16 protein-coding genes and 1 tRNA gene are annotated in these 12,747 nt (G+C 70.9%); 4 read left to right on the forward strand and 13 right to left on the reverse strand.

The window, feature by feature from the left end:
- Position 1 precedes the first annotated feature (1 nt).
- Positions 2-481: a hypothetical protein gene (locus ACH4VX_RS16195; protein ID WP_398368043.1), complete on the forward strand. Its 480-nt coding sequence runs from the start codon at positions 2-4 to the stop codon at positions 479-481.
- Positions 478-837, forward strand: a complete 360-nt coding sequence (locus tag ACH4VX_RS16200; RefSeq protein ID WP_398368044.1) for a hypothetical protein — start codon at positions 478-480, stop codon at positions 835-837. The genes ACH4VX_RS16195 and ACH4VX_RS16200 overlap by 4 nt, the downstream gene beginning before the upstream one ends.
- A 143-nt stretch (positions 838-980) precedes the next feature.
- Here the strand turns inward: ACH4VX_RS16200 and ACH4VX_RS16205 are convergent, their stop codons facing one another.
- From ACH4VX_RS16205 to ACH4VX_RS16230, 6 genes are all read right to left on the reverse strand, one after another.
- Positions 981-1,301, reverse strand: a complete 321-nt coding sequence (locus tag ACH4VX_RS16205) for a hypothetical protein (protein ID WP_398368045.1) — start codon at positions 1,299-1,301, stop codon at positions 981-983.
- 423 nt (positions 1,302-1,724) lie between these two features.
- Entirely contained in the window at positions 1,725-3,014 is a 1,290-nt protein-coding gene (locus tag ACH4VX_RS16210) for a hypothetical protein (protein WP_398368046.1), read from the reverse strand.
- Positions 3,015-4,107: 1,093 nt separating this feature from the next.
- Positions 4,108-4,431 (reverse strand): hypothetical protein, encoded by a 324-nt coding sequence (locus tag ACH4VX_RS16215; protein WP_398368047.1) that lies wholly within the window; start codon positions 4,429-4,431, stop codon positions 4,108-4,110.
- The gene (locus ACH4VX_RS16220) at positions 4,428-4,775 is read right to left on the reverse strand and encodes a DUF6247 family protein (protein WP_398368048.1); all 348 of its coding nucleotides are present in this window, start codon (positions 4,773-4,775) and stop codon (positions 4,428-4,430) included. The genes ACH4VX_RS16215 and ACH4VX_RS16220 overlap by 4 nt, the downstream gene beginning before the upstream one ends.
- 115 nt (positions 4,776-4,890) lie before the next feature.
- Positions 4,891-5,250: a hypothetical protein gene (locus ACH4VX_RS16225; protein WP_398368049.1), complete on the reverse strand. Its 360-nt coding sequence runs from the start codon at positions 5,248-5,250 to the stop codon at positions 4,891-4,893.
- Positions 5,250-5,585 carry a hypothetical protein gene (locus ACH4VX_RS16230; RefSeq protein WP_398368050.1) on the reverse strand — a complete coding sequence of 112 codons (336 nt, stop codon included), beginning with the start codon at positions 5,583-5,585 and terminating at the stop codon, positions 5,250-5,252. The genes ACH4VX_RS16225 and ACH4VX_RS16230 overlap by 1 nt, the downstream gene beginning before the upstream one ends.
- Positions 5,586-5,743: 158 nt before the next feature.
- Between ACH4VX_RS16230 and ACH4VX_RS16235 the strand changes: the two genes are divergently transcribed.
- Complete coding sequence (locus ACH4VX_RS16235) at positions 5,744-6,043, forward strand: GntR family transcriptional regulator (protein ID WP_398368051.1); 300 nt, start codon at positions 5,744-5,746, stop codon at positions 6,041-6,043.
- A 375-nt stretch (positions 6,044-6,418) separates the two neighbouring features.
- On the opposite strand, the gene ACH4VX_RS16240 is transcribed toward ACH4VX_RS16235, so the two are convergent.
- The 7 genes from ACH4VX_RS16240 to galU form a co-directional block, all read right to left on the reverse strand.
- Positions 6,419-6,492: transfer RNA gene (locus ACH4VX_RS16240), tRNA-Ala, on the reverse strand.
- A gap of 69 nt (positions 6,493-6,561) precedes the next feature.
- Positions 6,562-7,770 carry a gephyrin-like molybdotransferase receptor GlpR gene (gene glpR / locus ACH4VX_RS16245; protein ID WP_398368052.1) on the reverse strand — a complete coding sequence of 403 codons (1,209 nt, stop codon included), beginning with the start codon at positions 7,768-7,770 and terminating at the stop codon, positions 6,562-6,564.
- A 172-nt stretch (positions 7,771-7,942) separates the two neighbouring features.
- Positions 7,943-8,581 (reverse strand): GNAT family N-acetyltransferase, encoded by a 639-nt coding sequence (locus ACH4VX_RS16250; RefSeq protein ID WP_398368053.1) that lies wholly within the window; start codon positions 8,579-8,581, stop codon positions 7,943-7,945.
- Between the two features lie 26 nt (positions 8,582-8,607).
- On the reverse strand, positions 8,608-9,150 hold the full coding sequence (locus tag ACH4VX_RS16255) for a molybdenum cofactor biosynthesis protein B (RefSeq protein WP_398368054.1): 543 nt from the start codon (positions 9,148-9,150) through the stop codon (positions 8,608-8,610).
- Positions 9,147-9,677, reverse strand: coding sequence for a cyclic pyranopterin monophosphate synthase MoaC (moaC, locus tag ACH4VX_RS16260; protein ID WP_398368055.1), 531 nt, complete (start codon positions 9,675-9,677; stop codon positions 9,147-9,149). Before moaC ends, ACH4VX_RS16255 begins: the two co-directional genes overlap by 4 nt.
- 86 nt (positions 9,678-9,763) lie before the next feature.
- Positions 9,764-11,086, reverse strand: coding sequence for a gephyrin-like molybdotransferase Glp (glp, locus tag ACH4VX_RS16265; RefSeq protein WP_398368056.1), 1,323 nt, complete (start codon positions 11,084-11,086; stop codon positions 9,764-9,766).
- Positions 11,083-11,994, reverse strand: a complete 912-nt coding sequence (gene galU, locus ACH4VX_RS16270) for a UTP--glucose-1-phosphate uridylyltransferase GalU (protein ID WP_398368057.1) — start codon at positions 11,992-11,994, stop codon at positions 11,083-11,085. The genes glp and galU overlap by 4 nt, the downstream gene beginning before the upstream one ends.
- A gap of 92 nt (positions 11,995-12,086) precedes the next feature.
- Between galU and ACH4VX_RS16275 the strand changes: the two genes are divergently transcribed.
- The gene (locus ACH4VX_RS16275) at positions 12,087-12,701 is read left to right on the forward strand and encodes a 5-formyltetrahydrofolate cyclo-ligase (protein WP_398368058.1); all 615 of its coding nucleotides are present in this window, start codon (positions 12,087-12,089) and stop codon (positions 12,699-12,701) included.
- Positions 12,702-12,747 lie beyond the last annotated feature (46 nt).

The raw sequence follows: 12,747 nt of genomic DNA on the forward strand, positions 1-12,747 counted from the left end.
CATGAGCGCTGACAACGCCGCCGTGAACTTCTCCGAGCTGGTAAACAAGAACAAGCAGACGCTGGCCAGACTTCAGGAGTCACCGCGCCTCCTGCTCCACCGCAGGGACGGCGAGGACCTGGTCCTCACGACTGCGGCTCGGGCCGAGCAGGACCAAACCGTGGTGTCGGCCGCCACGCGCATGCTCACCGCGATGGCGCGCCGGGAGCCGGGGAGCATGGAGCTCCTCCTCGACATACTGCCGGACGCCTTCCCCTGGGTCCGCTTCCTGCCCGAGCCCGACCTCCACGCCTTCGCCATCGAACTGGTCGACACCATGCGCGCCGCCGACTCACTCGGCAACAGCGCGTCCGTCGCCCAACTCCTCGTCGCCTGGCAGCACACTGCGGAGGTTCACTCCGACCCTGAGCTGCTGGCCGCGCTGACCAGGGACCATGGCGAGGACTACGGGCCGGCGCCCGACCCGCGGGACGTGGCGTGACCACGGGCCGCGGCGACCGCGCCGCGCCTCCGGCACCGGATGGACACTGGGAGGTCCGCTTCACGGATGCCGCCTCGGCCAAGGGCTGGGAGAACCTCGCTCAACAAGCTCGTGAGAACACGTACCGCGCCTGGGTCATCATGCGCACCGAGCCCAGGCCGGCCATGGAGACATCGCGGCACCACCGGCTCAAGGGCAGCCTGGCACACGGCACTCATCGCGGGCAGACCTGCGAGCAGTGGCAGATCGAGGTCACCAGTGGCGGGCGTATCTGGTACCTCCTGGACGCCGCACGGGCTACGTGCTGGATCACCTTTGCCGGCGCAGGGCATCCGAGAGCCACAGATCGCCGTTGAGGCGTGAGCGCACAACACGAAGAAGCCCCCGTCGATTTCTCGGCGAGGGTTTCCCACTGGGGATCCTTCGTCGTGGACCGTCCGCCGACCACGGCGAGGACCACAGTCCGGCACCCGACCTACGGGGCGCAGCGTGACCGTATTCAGCCGAGGCCGTCAGCGCTGCCGATGACGGGCGACCGCCCCGGCCAGGTCACGGTGCCACTCCTGGACGCGGGCGGCACGGGGAGCCTTGATCTCGCTCTCGAACACGAGCCGTCGTGCAGCGTGACCGTGATGTGCAGCCAGGCGCGGCGGGTGACGCGGTGGGCGATGCCGGCGGTCTCCGGCCAGGAGAAAGCGATCTCGACACCGCCCCGGTCGAGGTCCTCGTCGTTCTCCACCTGGTCGAGCGGCAGTCCGCGTCCGTGGAGTGTCAGCAGCACCCCGTCGGCGTCGACCACGATGCCGGAGTCCACGTCCACGGCGATGAACGCCCCACCGTCCGAAGCCGCCCCCGCCCCGGGCGGGCGTCCGCCGGCGCGTCGACGACCGTGGGCACGTAGGGGGGAACGTACGGCGGCGGAGGCGTGGGCGGGCGCGCGGGCACCAGGGGATACGACGTCACCGTCTCCGTGTCCGCCGACTCGTCGAGGAGATCCAGGAACCGTGCCGGACTCGGACGCAGCTCCGGTTCCTTGGCCAGGCAGGACGCGACCACCTCGCGCATCACCGGCGGGACGGCGCTCAGGTCGGGCGGCTCGTGCACCGACCGGTACATCAACCCCATCGGCGTGCCTCTCCCGAACGCGCTGCCGCCCGCCGCCACGAGGACCGCGCCCGGCGCGAACACGTCCGCCGGGGACGTGGCCGGCGCCGGGTCCCCGACACCACGGGCCGGGCCGCGCTCATGACGACCCCGGTGGCAGCCGCTCGTACACCGCCACCCGGCGGCCCCGGACCTGCGCGTCGGCCACCAGCGTGAAGTGCTCCCGCAGAACGGAGACCTTCGTCCTGTCGCGTGCCGAACGCGTCGGCCTCGCGATCTTTGTCGCGTCCGTGATGAGGACGACGCGCTGTTGGGCGAGGAGCGAGACCCGTATCCGTGCGGGACTCGCCTCCACGCCCTTCAGGGTTCCGGAGTGCTGGGGGCTCTCCGCCAGGGCTATGTCGTGCAGGCCGGCGAACGCGTCCGGGGAGACCATCCGGGTGTCCCGGCGGGCCGCCGGGAGGAACAGGACGGCGTCCCCGGTCTCCTTCAGGCGTTCGACCTGCGCCGCTGCCGACAGGACGTCGTCCACGCGGCTGGCCGGTGACCGTTTGGCCAGCGACTGCGGCAGCAGGGCGATCGAGGAGACGACGACCAGAGCGGGAAGGACCCACCGCGACGCGCTCACCGACCGCCGGGACACCGCCCGTACGGCGGCGCCGAGGAGCACCCCGGTCATGAGTGCCAGGCCGACCAGGCTGAACAGGACGTACCGGTCCACGAACAGCGGTTGGAACAAGGAGAGTCCGACCAGGCCGAGTTGCGGAACCGCCAGCAGCGGCAGTCCGACGGCCGCCGCCGACAGCCGCCTCGTCCGGGGCCGGTCGAGGACGGTGCCGAGGCCGGCGATCGCCAGCAGGACCATCGGGCCGATCAGCATGTGCCAGGTCAGCGGCGGTATCCAGGAGACCTGGTCGGACTGGCTGTGGCTGAAAAGGATCAGTGGTGACACGCCTGCCGTCGCGACCGCGGAGGCCGCGGCCCAGCGCGCCCGGACGCCGGGTGCGGCACGCGCCCACATCAGGGTCGCCAGGTGCGCCGGAAGGATCAGCAGCGAGAGCCAGTTCAACAGGCCGCAGACGAGGACGGCGCAACCGTAGGCGGCCCAGTACGCCTTCCGGTCGCGTCCCTGGAGCACGGCCACGAGCAACAGCGTGGAGAGCCCGGCCCCGGCCGCCACCAGCGCGTACGGCCGGCCTTCCTGAAGGTAGAACTGCACGGACGGGAGCAGCCCGAACGCCAGCCCGCCCCCCAGTCCCACCGCGTTCCCGGCCAGTCGCCGGCCGAGCTCGCCCACACATGCGGCCCCCGCGGCGACGGCCAGAACGGAGGGCATCCGCAGCACCGCGGTCGAGGGGCCGAAGAGTTCGAAGAGCCCGTGCATGAACAGGTAGTAGAGCCCGTGCACCACGTCGACGTGTTCCAGCATGCGCAGGATCTCGTCGGTGGAACGGAGGGCGACCTGCCAGGTGGCGGCCTCGTCGCGCCAGACGCTGCGCTGCCGGGACAGCCCCCACAGACCGAGCGAAACGGTCCACAGGAACGGAATCAGCCATATGTGAGGAGAGCGCGGCGAAACCGTCGCGAATTTTATGATCGTCGCCCCCGGACAGTCGATTTCACGCCATGGAACGCGGTACGTGGTACTCGACGAGAATCCAGGTCACGGGCGTGCCAACATCACAGATCGCGACTTTACCCGGACGCCTCCCCCTGCGAACCCCCTGTGAGCTGCGCCACTTTCACCCCCTCCATTGCCGGCCGACCGAAATCTGGGCACTTTCTCGCCGATAACCACATTGAATCGGCAGGAATCGTTTGCGGTGCTCCCGGCGCGACACCGTCACGGGGCACCGGAAGCACACCCTCGCGGCGGTGCCACGCCGCCCAGGCCCTCCCCGCCCCCGCACCCGCGCGGTTCCCGAGAACTCCGCGACCAGACGGGCAATGCCGCAGCCAGGTGTCACATTCGTCCATGTCGTCACGCCGACCTTCTCTGCGGAAATCGTCTTTCTCTTTCTGTGCGGCATCGACGAGACGCACATTCCGGGAAACACGGCCCAAGTCGACGCAATCGACTCCGATGGCTCGGCAAGTGCCGCGCGAGCCGTCGAAACGGTGGAGTCGGCCACCGGAAGCGGGACCTCGTCGCGGACACTCCCCATAAAGGGCGGCACATACGTCACCAGAATTCCCGAGACGCCCCACAGCGAGAACAGGAGCACCGGCTGAGGACCCCGTGTTCGCCGGCTCGTCGAGGAGATCCAGCAGGTGCGCGGGACTCGGGTGCGGCTCTGGTTCCTCGGCCGGACGGGAAGCGCCCACCTCACGCATCACCGGTGGGACGGCGCTCAGGCCGGGCGGCTCGTGCACAGGCCGGTACATCAACCCACAGCCCGGCTCATTCCCGGCCGGACTCCGGCGTCCGGCGGGCTCAGCGGTCCCCTACGTCTCCGCGCACAACCCTTCCGGCCTTCCGGCCCGGCGGAGCGGTGTGCGGGGACGTAAGCGGTTTCAGCAGATCATTGCCAGAAGATCTCTTCCACGACGATCTGCGGATCCTCGGTACGCGGGATGAAGGTGTAGATCAGCCAGCCCCTGTGGTTGTCGAAGTGCAGGACGTGCGGCCCTTTCGGGTCGGTGGACCGTACCGGTTCGACGTACATCGACTTCGGGAGGTCGGCGTCGGCATCGATTCCCCGGAAAAAAGGGTCCTTGGCCGTGACCAATTCAGCAGGAGCCTCATCGACCATCCTCCGGACATGCTCGGGGAACCTGTCGCGGTCCGCCAGAGCGTCGAGCCGCCAGTCCATCTGCCAGGGCGGGCCCATGAGCGCGTCGGTCACTGACCGGGCTCCAGATCCCGCACCCTGTAGCGAATGCTCGAAGCCTCTTCGAGAAGCTCCTTGGCCTCCGCGGGGTCGGTGCACTCCGTCGCCCGGTGGTGGAGATCGGCCATGTGGGCGTCGAGCTCCGGGTCACGGGCGATCGCGTACTCACCCCACCAGCGGGCCATGAACGCGAGCAGCGGGCCGATGTCGTATGTGTCAGCGATCGCCCGCTTCCAGTGCTCGTCGAAGTCGGGCAGGAGCTGGGGAGCGTGCCGGGCGATGGAGGCCCGCAGCGCCTTCGGATTCCGCTCGGGCATGGGCGGAACGGTCGACGTGGGCTCTACAGCGTGTGCGGTCATGGCCAGGGGTACTCCTTCGGCGCACCGTTCCTATGACGATAGCTCGCCTCGATGACCCGGATGAGCTGTTCGGCGCCGGGGCACTGGGGCCGGGCCCGGTATGCGGCGCGTGGGTTCATGCGGGCTCTCCCGGGGCGCGGTCACCGATTCCGCCACCGTCCGCCGAGCCGCAGGGCTCGGTGTTGTCATCCGCCGGTGGCAGACGTCGGCCGCGGGACTCCGCCACGCGCAGTGCGTCAGCCAGGCACTCGGTGAGGCGGATACCGGCGTACCGCACCTCGGCGTACGGGGACATCGGGTCCTCCAGCACCAGTCGGGCCCGTCCCAGCACGTCCAGGCCGTCGGCGAGTTGCCGGGCCTCCATCTCGTCGGCCAGCCGCGAGACGTATCCGTCCCCGCTGCCGTTGGCGAGGAAGCAGGGCTTTCCGTCCGGCGACGACCAGGGCAGCAGCCGGAGCGAGGGGTACGAGTCCATCACGCGGCCGCCTTCCCCGCGCCGATGATGTGCTGATCGAGGTCGATCCCGAAGTCGGCGGCGAGGACGAGTGTGACCCTGCGGCGCCGCCGCTGACGTGCGCGTTCCTGTTCATGGGCGGCGAGGTAAGGGCGGACGAGCCGGGAGTCTCCTCCATCGAGGGGGAGGTGCAGGCAGCACGGGGAGCGGTGGAGGAGGAGACAGAGGGAGTCAGTGGTGGGGGTGGGATCCGCGGTGAGATGCGCGGGGTGAAGGTCGCCCGCGCGGTGGGTTCCGGTGCCGGGACCGAAGAGAAGGTCCAGCCAATGGGCGAGGCGGCGGATAAGGTCGTGCATGTCGACGCTCCTTCTTAGCGTTGGCCATGCCCCGGGAGGTCTAGCCACCTCGCCGGGGCCCTCTTGTTTACAAAGCTATATCGGTCAATAGCCCTCTGCATACAAGTACAGAGGGATCCACTCGTTAGTGGACGTCACATCATGCTTACGGTGGACATATGAGCGATACAGCGCAGCCCAAGCCGACGCTGGACCCGATGAGCGCACGGCCGCTCTACGTTCAACTGGCTGACGTGATCGCCAAGAAGATCGAATCAGGTGAGCTGGCACCGGACAGGCCGATTCCGTCAGAGAACCACCTTGCCGATGAGTACGGTGTAGCACGGCTCACCGCACGGCGAGCAGCGCAAGAACTCCGTGAGCGCGGACTCATCGTGACCGTACGTGGCAAGGGATCCTTCGTCGTGGAACGGCCACTGCCCGATGCTCCGGAGAAGGTGGACAGGACCGCCGACTGACAGTCCCGTTTCTGCCGCATCGCTGCCGCCCGGAGATCGAGAAGTTCCGGACGATCACCGGTACACCGGCCGGGGCAACGACCTGCGCCGGAGGAGTGGTGGGACACGAAGGGCCACAACCGGCAGTCGTCGAAGACGGGGCACCGCCTTGCCTGAGAACGTCCCTGCGAGCCCTGGCTCGGCCTGGGCATCGACGCTCAACAGGCCGCCTCCCCGAGTCTGTTCGGGAGGGTGGGCGGAGTGGCCCTCCAGGTGTGACCGCCTGACCCACGGAGCGCCATGAAGACGCTTGTGACGACCACCACTGACCAGGAACCTGCGCATAGCACGAAGAAGCCCCCGCCGATTTCTCGGCGGGGGCTTCCAACCGTGCAGTGGACCTGAGGGGATTTGAACCCCTGGCCCCCTCGATGCGAACGAGGTGCGCTACCGGACTGCGCCACAGGCCCTTGCAACGAGTGAAACTTTAGCATCCCGATCGGGGTGCTCGGAAATCCATTGGCACCACGGGCCACCTGCTACTCGTTGGCGGCCTTGGGCCGGTCCCCGTCCTCGTACTGGTCGAAGAGGGGGGTGCGGCCGCGTTCGCGGGAGCGGCGGGCCGATGCCGCCCTGCGGGCGTCGCTGCGGTCGTCGGCGGGGGCCGGGTCCGGATCCTCTTCCTCGGCCGGCCCCTGTGCCTCGTCCGCCGGTACCGCGGACGAGCGGGCCGAGCTCCAGGTGTCCGGGGCGCCGAGGTCCACGTCGTTGGTGGCGCGGGGGGCGACCGGGGCGGTCACGTACGTGGGGAGCGGTACCGGGACCGGGTCCCAGCTGTCGCCGCCCTGGCCGGGCCGCCGCTGCCGTTCGCGCTGCTGGTCGACCCACTCGGCGTGGTCGGTCTGCTCGACGAGCGCGCGCCGGTCCGCGGCGAGCGCGGTCAGGCCCGGGTCGGGCTCGACTCCCGCTTCCGGCCCCTCCGGTTCGTCGGGGTCGGCGTCCTCGGCGGACGGGCGGCGGCGCGGCTGACGCTCCCGCTCGCGCAGCCGCTGCGCCGCGACCTCGGCCTGCCGGCGGTCCATCTGGTAAGCGAAACGGCGCCGCTCCTGGGAGCGCAGATACGCGATGTACGCGCTCAGCAGCACGGCCGGCACGGCGGGCGCCCACAGGAACGCGAGCCCGCCGACCGCCGCGACGACCGCGCCGAGCGTGAAGGCGACGAAGAGCATCGTGGTGGTGCGCCGGCGGCGGGCGAGCGCCTTCGAGCGCTGGGCGCGCGCGGCGGCGGCCTGCGCGGCACGCGCCGACTGGGCCCGCTGGGCGTCCGGTTCGCGGCGGGCGGCCGGCACCCGTCCCCGCGCGGCGGCCGGTTCGGGTGTCCGCCGGTCCGCGCGTTCGCGCGGGGGCCGTCCGGGTGCCGGTTCCGGCCGCTCCGCGGGGAGCGACGGTACGGGCGCCTGGGTCTGCGGACGGGTCTGGGACACGGCGAAGGCCCGGACGTCCACCGAGTCGGTGACCGCGTCCGGGTCGTGGACGTCGTACTCCCCCTCGTCGGCGGAGCGCGCCCGCAGGTCCTTGGCGTACCGGCGCTCCATTCCCGCCCGTCCGGACAACAATCGGATGGCGGTGCTGAAGCGTTCCGTCGGACGGGCCTCGTTCAGCTCGTCCTGCCTACGGAGCCACATCGGCACCAAGTAGGCGGCCCAGGCCCCGACAATGACTGCGTAGATGAGGCCGCTGCTGCTCACGTCTCACACGGTAGAGGGGTTTGCACGGGGCCATCCGCCAATTGGGCCGGTGTGTCGCACGATCTGGCTGATATTTCGAACTTTTCTTGTGACCGATGCGATCAGGGACCCGCTCGAAGCGGGAATTCCGCGCCCGAAGGTGGTCGCCTTCCGCTCAAATTCGAACGTTTATTCAATTTCCAGGGCCGTGCGGGATTCCCGGATTGCGCCGTTCGTGGCCGGACCGCCCCTCGGAGCGTGCCCTGCGCCACCGGGCGAGCAAACCGTCGGGGACCTCTTCCGCCGTGAGCGCGAAGACGAGATGGTCGCGCCAGGCCCCGTCGATGTGCAGATACCGCGGGCGCAGACCCTCCTCGCGGAATCCGAGTTTCTCCACGACCCTGCGGCTCGGTCCGTTCTCGGGGCGAATGCAGACCTCGACGCGGTGCAGTCCGACGGTGCGGAAACAGTGGTCCACGACCATCGCCACGGCCGTCGGCATCACTCCGCGGCCGGCCACCGCCTCGTCCACCCAGTAGCCGACGTGGCCCGAGCACATCGAGCCCCAGGTGATCCCGGCGACTGTCAACTGGCCGACGAGACGGCCCTGGTACTCGATGACGAACGGCAGCATCCGGCCCGCGTTCGCCTCCGACCGGAGATGGCGGACCATCTGACGGTACGTCGGCCGGTGGGTGACCGGGCCACTGGGCGTGGGCGGCGGGATGGTCGCCTCCCAGGGCCGCAGCCAGTCGCGGTTGCGCCGGTTGACCTCGCGCCAGGCCTTCTGGTCGCGCAGCCTTATCGGCCGGAGGACGATGTCGCCGTCCACCAGCTCGGACGGCCAGTGGGGGCTGTTCAGCTCGCACCCCCACCAGTGGTGTCCGGTCTCGGGTGGTCCCCGCCGCGCAGCTGGTCGACGGCGTGCTTCAGCAGCGGCTCCAGGACGGCAAGACCGTCCTTCACCCCGCCGCTGGAACCGGGCAGGTTGACGATCAGGGTCCGGCCCGCGACTCCCGCGAGGCCCCGGGAGAGGGCGGCCGTGGGTACCTTGTCCCGGCCGTACGCCCGGATGGCCTCCGCGATGCCGGGGACCTCGTGGTCGATGACCCGGCGGGTCGCCTCGGGGGTGCGGTCGGTGGGCGAGACGCCGGTGCCGCCGGTGGTCACGACGACGTCGTACCCGGCGTCGGCGCCCGCGCGCAGGGCGGCCTCCACGGGGTCGCCGTCGGGGACGACCTGAGGGCCGTCGACGGCGAAGCCGAAGCGCTTCAGTCCCTCCGCGACCAGTGGGCCGCCCTTGTCCTCGTAGACGCCGGCGGCGGCCCGGTTGGACGCGGTGACGACGAGCGCGCTGTACGGCGCGAGCAGCGCACCGCCGGCCGACGCGTCGAGACTCATGCCCGGCTCCAGTCGCCCGACTTGCCGCCCGTCTTCTCCTCGACCCTCACGTCCGTGATGACCGCCTCCTTGTCGACCGCCTTGACCATGTCGATCACGGTGAGCGCGGCGACGGAGACCGCGGTGAGCGCCTCCATCTCGACGCCCGTGCGGTCCGTCGTCCGCACGGTCGCCGCGATCTCCACGGCGTCGTCCGCGACCGACAGGTCCAGTTTCACACCGGACACCGACAACGGGTGGCACAGCGGGATCAGATCGGGGGTGCGTTTGGCGCCCATGATGCCCGCGATGCGCGCGGTGGCCAGCGCGTCGCCCTTGGGGACGCCCTCGCCGCGCAGCAGCTCGATCACGCGCGGTGAGACGAGAACGCGGCCGGTGGCCCGCGCGGTGCGCGCGGTGACGTCCTTGCCGGACACGTCGACCATGCGGGCGGCGCCCGCCTCGTCGATGTGGGTCAGACGGGACCGCTCGGCGGGTCCGGAGGGTTCGGAGGGTCCGGGGGTCTCCCCCCGGGAAGGCACGGTCATGATCGTGTGGCGCTCCCGGTCCTGGCCCGTCGCGGTGCGCCGCACGGGCCTGCTGTGCGCGACACGGTACCGCCAACCGGTCGCGCTCAGCCGAGCAGGACCACCTCGACCTCGGTGCCGGGCGCGACGGACTCGGCGTCCTCGGGAACGACGATCAGCGCGTCGGCCTGCGCGAGGGCCGCCACGAGGTGGGAACCGGCGCCGCCGACGGGCGTCACCGTGCCGTCGGCGTACCGGCCGCGCAGGAACTGGCGACGGCCCTTCGGCGAGGTCAGCGCCCGGTCCGCGGTGAGCTTCGCGCGCGCCCTCGGCCGGTGGACGTCCGTCAGACCCATCAGGGTGCGGATGGCGGGACGGACGAACAGCTCGAAGGAGACGTACGAGGAGACCGGGTTGCCGGGCAGGGCCAGCAGCGGGGTGTGGTCGGGGCCGATGGAGCCGAAGCCCTGGGGCTTGCCCGGCTGCATGGCGAGCCTGCGGAAGTCGACGCCGCTGCCGGGCTCGTCCTCGTCCGCCGCGTACGACAGCGCCTCCTTGACGACGTCGTACGCCCCGACGCTCACTCCGCCGGTGGTGACCATCAGGTCGGCGCGCACCAGCTGGTCCTCGATGGTGTCCCGCAGGGTCGTGGCGTCGTCGGCGACGGCGCCCACGCGGTAGGCGATCGCGCCGGCGTCCCGCGCGGCGGCGGTGAGGGCGAAGCTGTTGGAGTCGTAGATCTGGCCCGGGCGCAGTTCCTGGTCGGGCTGGACGAGTTCGCTGCCGGTGGAGAGCACCACCACGCGCGGGCGCGGGCGCACCCGGACCGTGCCGCGACCGATCGCGGCCAGCAGGGAGATCTGCGGCGGACCGAGGACGGTGCCGGCCGCCAGGGCGCGGTCACCGGCCTTGGCGTCGCTGCCCTCGGCGCGCACGTGCGCGCGTGCCTCGGCCGGGCGGTACACGTTCACCTGCCCGGTGGCGCCCTCGGGGGCGAGGCTGCGGGCGCGCATCCCGGTGGCCGGGCCCTCGCCGAGCCCGCCGTCGGTCCACTCGACGGGGACGACGGTCTCGGCGCCGGGCGGGAGCGGGGCGCCGGTCATGATGCGGGCGGCCTGGCCGGGGCCGACGTGGAGGAGGCCGGCCGCGCCGGCGGCGATGTCCCCGACGACCTCGAGGGCCGCCGGGTACTGCTCGCTCGCGCCCGCGACGTCCGCGACCCGAACCGCGTACCCGTCCATGGAGCTGTTGTCGAACGGGGGCAGGGACACCGGCACCGTGATGTCCTCGACCAGGACACAGCCCTGGGCGTCGAGGAGGTGCAGCTCGATGGGTTCGAGGGGTCGCACGGTCGCGAGGATGTCGTCCAGGTGCTCGTCCACCGACCAGAGGTGGTCCGGTCCTGCGGTGCGGGGCGCGGCGGTGCTCAACGTTGCTGCATCTCCTCGGTGACGTATCGCTGGAGCCAGGTCCGGAAGTCCGGTCCCAGGTCCTCACGTTCGCACGCGAGTCGGACAATGGCACGCAGGTAGTCGCCGCGGTCGCCGGTGTCATAGCGGCGGCCCTTGAAGACGACGCCGTGCACCGGGCCGCCGGCCTTTTCGTCCTCGGCGAGCTGCTGGAGGGCGTCGGTGAGCTGGATCTCACCGCCGCGGCCGGGCTCGGTCCTGCGCAGTATGCCGAAGACGGCGGGGTCGAGGACGTAGCGGCCGATGACGGCGTAGTGGGAGGGCGCGTCCTCGGGGGCGGGCTTCTCGACCAGACCGGTGACCTTGACGACGTCGGCGTCCGCGGTGGTCTCGACCGCGGCGGAACCGTAGAGGTGGATCTGCTCGGGGGCCACCTCCATGAGCGCGACGACGCTGCCGCCGTACTGCTGCTGGACCTCGATCATGCGCTGGAGCAGGGGGTCGCGCGGGTCGATCAGGTCGTCGCCGAGGAGGACGGCGAAGGGCTCGTCGCCGACGTGCGGGGCGGCGCACAGCACGGCGTGGCCGAGACCCTTGGGGTCGCCCTGGCGGACGTAGTGCATGGTGGCGAGGTCGCTGGACTCCTGGACCTTGGCGAGGCGGTCGGCGTCGCCCTTCTTCTGAAGGGCGGACTCCAGTTCATAATTGCGGTCGAAATGGTCCTCCAGGGGGCGCTTGTTGCGGCCCGTCACCATGAGGACGTCGTCGAGACCGGCGGAGACGGCCTCTTCGACCACGTACTGGATCGCCGGCTTGTCGACGACCGGCAGCATCTCCTTGGGAGTGGCCTTGGTGGCCGGCAGGAACCGGGTGCCGAGACCGGCTGCGGGGATGACAGCCTTGCTGATCCGAGGGTGTGACTGAGACATGTCCGCCACCATATCGGGCCCCTTTGCAGCGAATCCGAGGCTCCGGTTAATTACCGATCATATGAGCATATTGGAACGGTACGGGAACAGACTTGAGACACAAAGAGGGCGCGAACGAGCCTGACAAGCGGGTGTGGCGTCGGGAACTCCTCGCGGCGAGGAACGGGTTAACGGCGGACGACGTGCGGGAAGCCGCGGTCGCGCTGGCCCGGCAGGCACACGGACTGCCCGAACTGGCGCACGCGCGCACGGTGGCGGCGTACGTCTCCGTGGGGAGCGAACCCGGCACGCCCGCACTGCTCGACGCGCTGCGCGCGCGGGGCGCACACGTCCTGCTGCCCGCGCTGCTGCCCGACAACGACCTGGACTGGGGGGCGTACGAGGGCGAGGGCTCGCTCGCGCGCGTGCGACACGGCACGAGAATGGCGCTCTTCGAGCCCGCGGGGCCGCGTCTCGGACCGGACGCCGTCACCGAGGCGGACGTCGTCCTGCTGCCGGGCCTGGCCGTCGACGCGCGCGGGATGCGCCTGGGACGCGGCGGCGGCTCCTACGACCGGGTCCTCGCCCGGCTGGACCGCGCGGGCGCGCGTCCGGCACTGGTGGTGCTGCTGTACGACACGGAGGTCGTCGCGCGCGTCCCCGTCGAGCCGCACGACCGGCCGGTGCACGCGGTGGTGACGCCGTCCGGGGTACGCCGGTTCGGCTGAGCCGCCGGTTCTGTCGAGCCCCCGCACACGCGGAAGCGGCCGCCAC

The sequence above is a fragment of the Streptomyces sp. NPDC020731 genome, from assembly GCF_044334705.1.
Classification (GTDB): Bacteria; Actinomycetota; Actinomycetes; order Streptomycetales; family Streptomycetaceae; genus Streptomyces.

Bases quoted from the DNA above. Each gene is read 5' to 3' on its own strand.
- galU (WP_398368057.1), bottom strand. From the start codon at position 11,994: ATGTCTCAGTCACACCCTCGGATCAGCAAGGCTGTCATCCCCGCAGCC.
- ACH4VX_RS16255 (WP_398368054.1), bottom strand. From the start codon at position 9,150: ATGAGTCTCGACGCGTCGGCCGGCGGTGCGCTGCTCGCGCCGTACAGC.
- ACH4VX_RS16210 (WP_398368046.1), bottom strand. From the start codon at position 3,014: ATGCTGGAACACGTCGACGTGGTGCACGGGCTCTACTACCTGTTCATG.
- moaC (WP_398368055.1), bottom strand. From the start codon at position 9,677: ATGACCGTGCCTTCCCGGGGGGAGACCCCCGGACCCTCCGAACCCTCC.
- ACH4VX_RS16220 (WP_398368048.1), bottom strand. From the start codon at position 4,775: ATGACCGCACACGCTGTAGAGCCCACGTCGACCGTTCCGCCCATGCCC.
- ACH4VX_RS16195 (WP_398368043.1), top strand. From the start codon at position 2: ATGAGCGCTGACAACGCCGCCGTGAACTTCTCCGAGCTGGTAAACAAG.
- ACH4VX_RS16230 (WP_398368050.1), bottom strand. From the start codon at position 5,585: ATGCACGACCTTATCCGCCGCCTCGCCCATTGGCTGGACCTTCTCTTC.
- ACH4VX_RS16235 (WP_398368051.1), top strand. From the start codon at position 5,744: ATGAGCGATACAGCGCAGCCCAAGCCGACGCTGGACCCGATGAGCGCA.
- ACH4VX_RS16225 (WP_398368049.1), bottom strand. From the start codon at position 5,250: ATGGACTCGTACCCCTCGCTCCGGCTGCTGCCCTGGTCGTCGCCGGAC.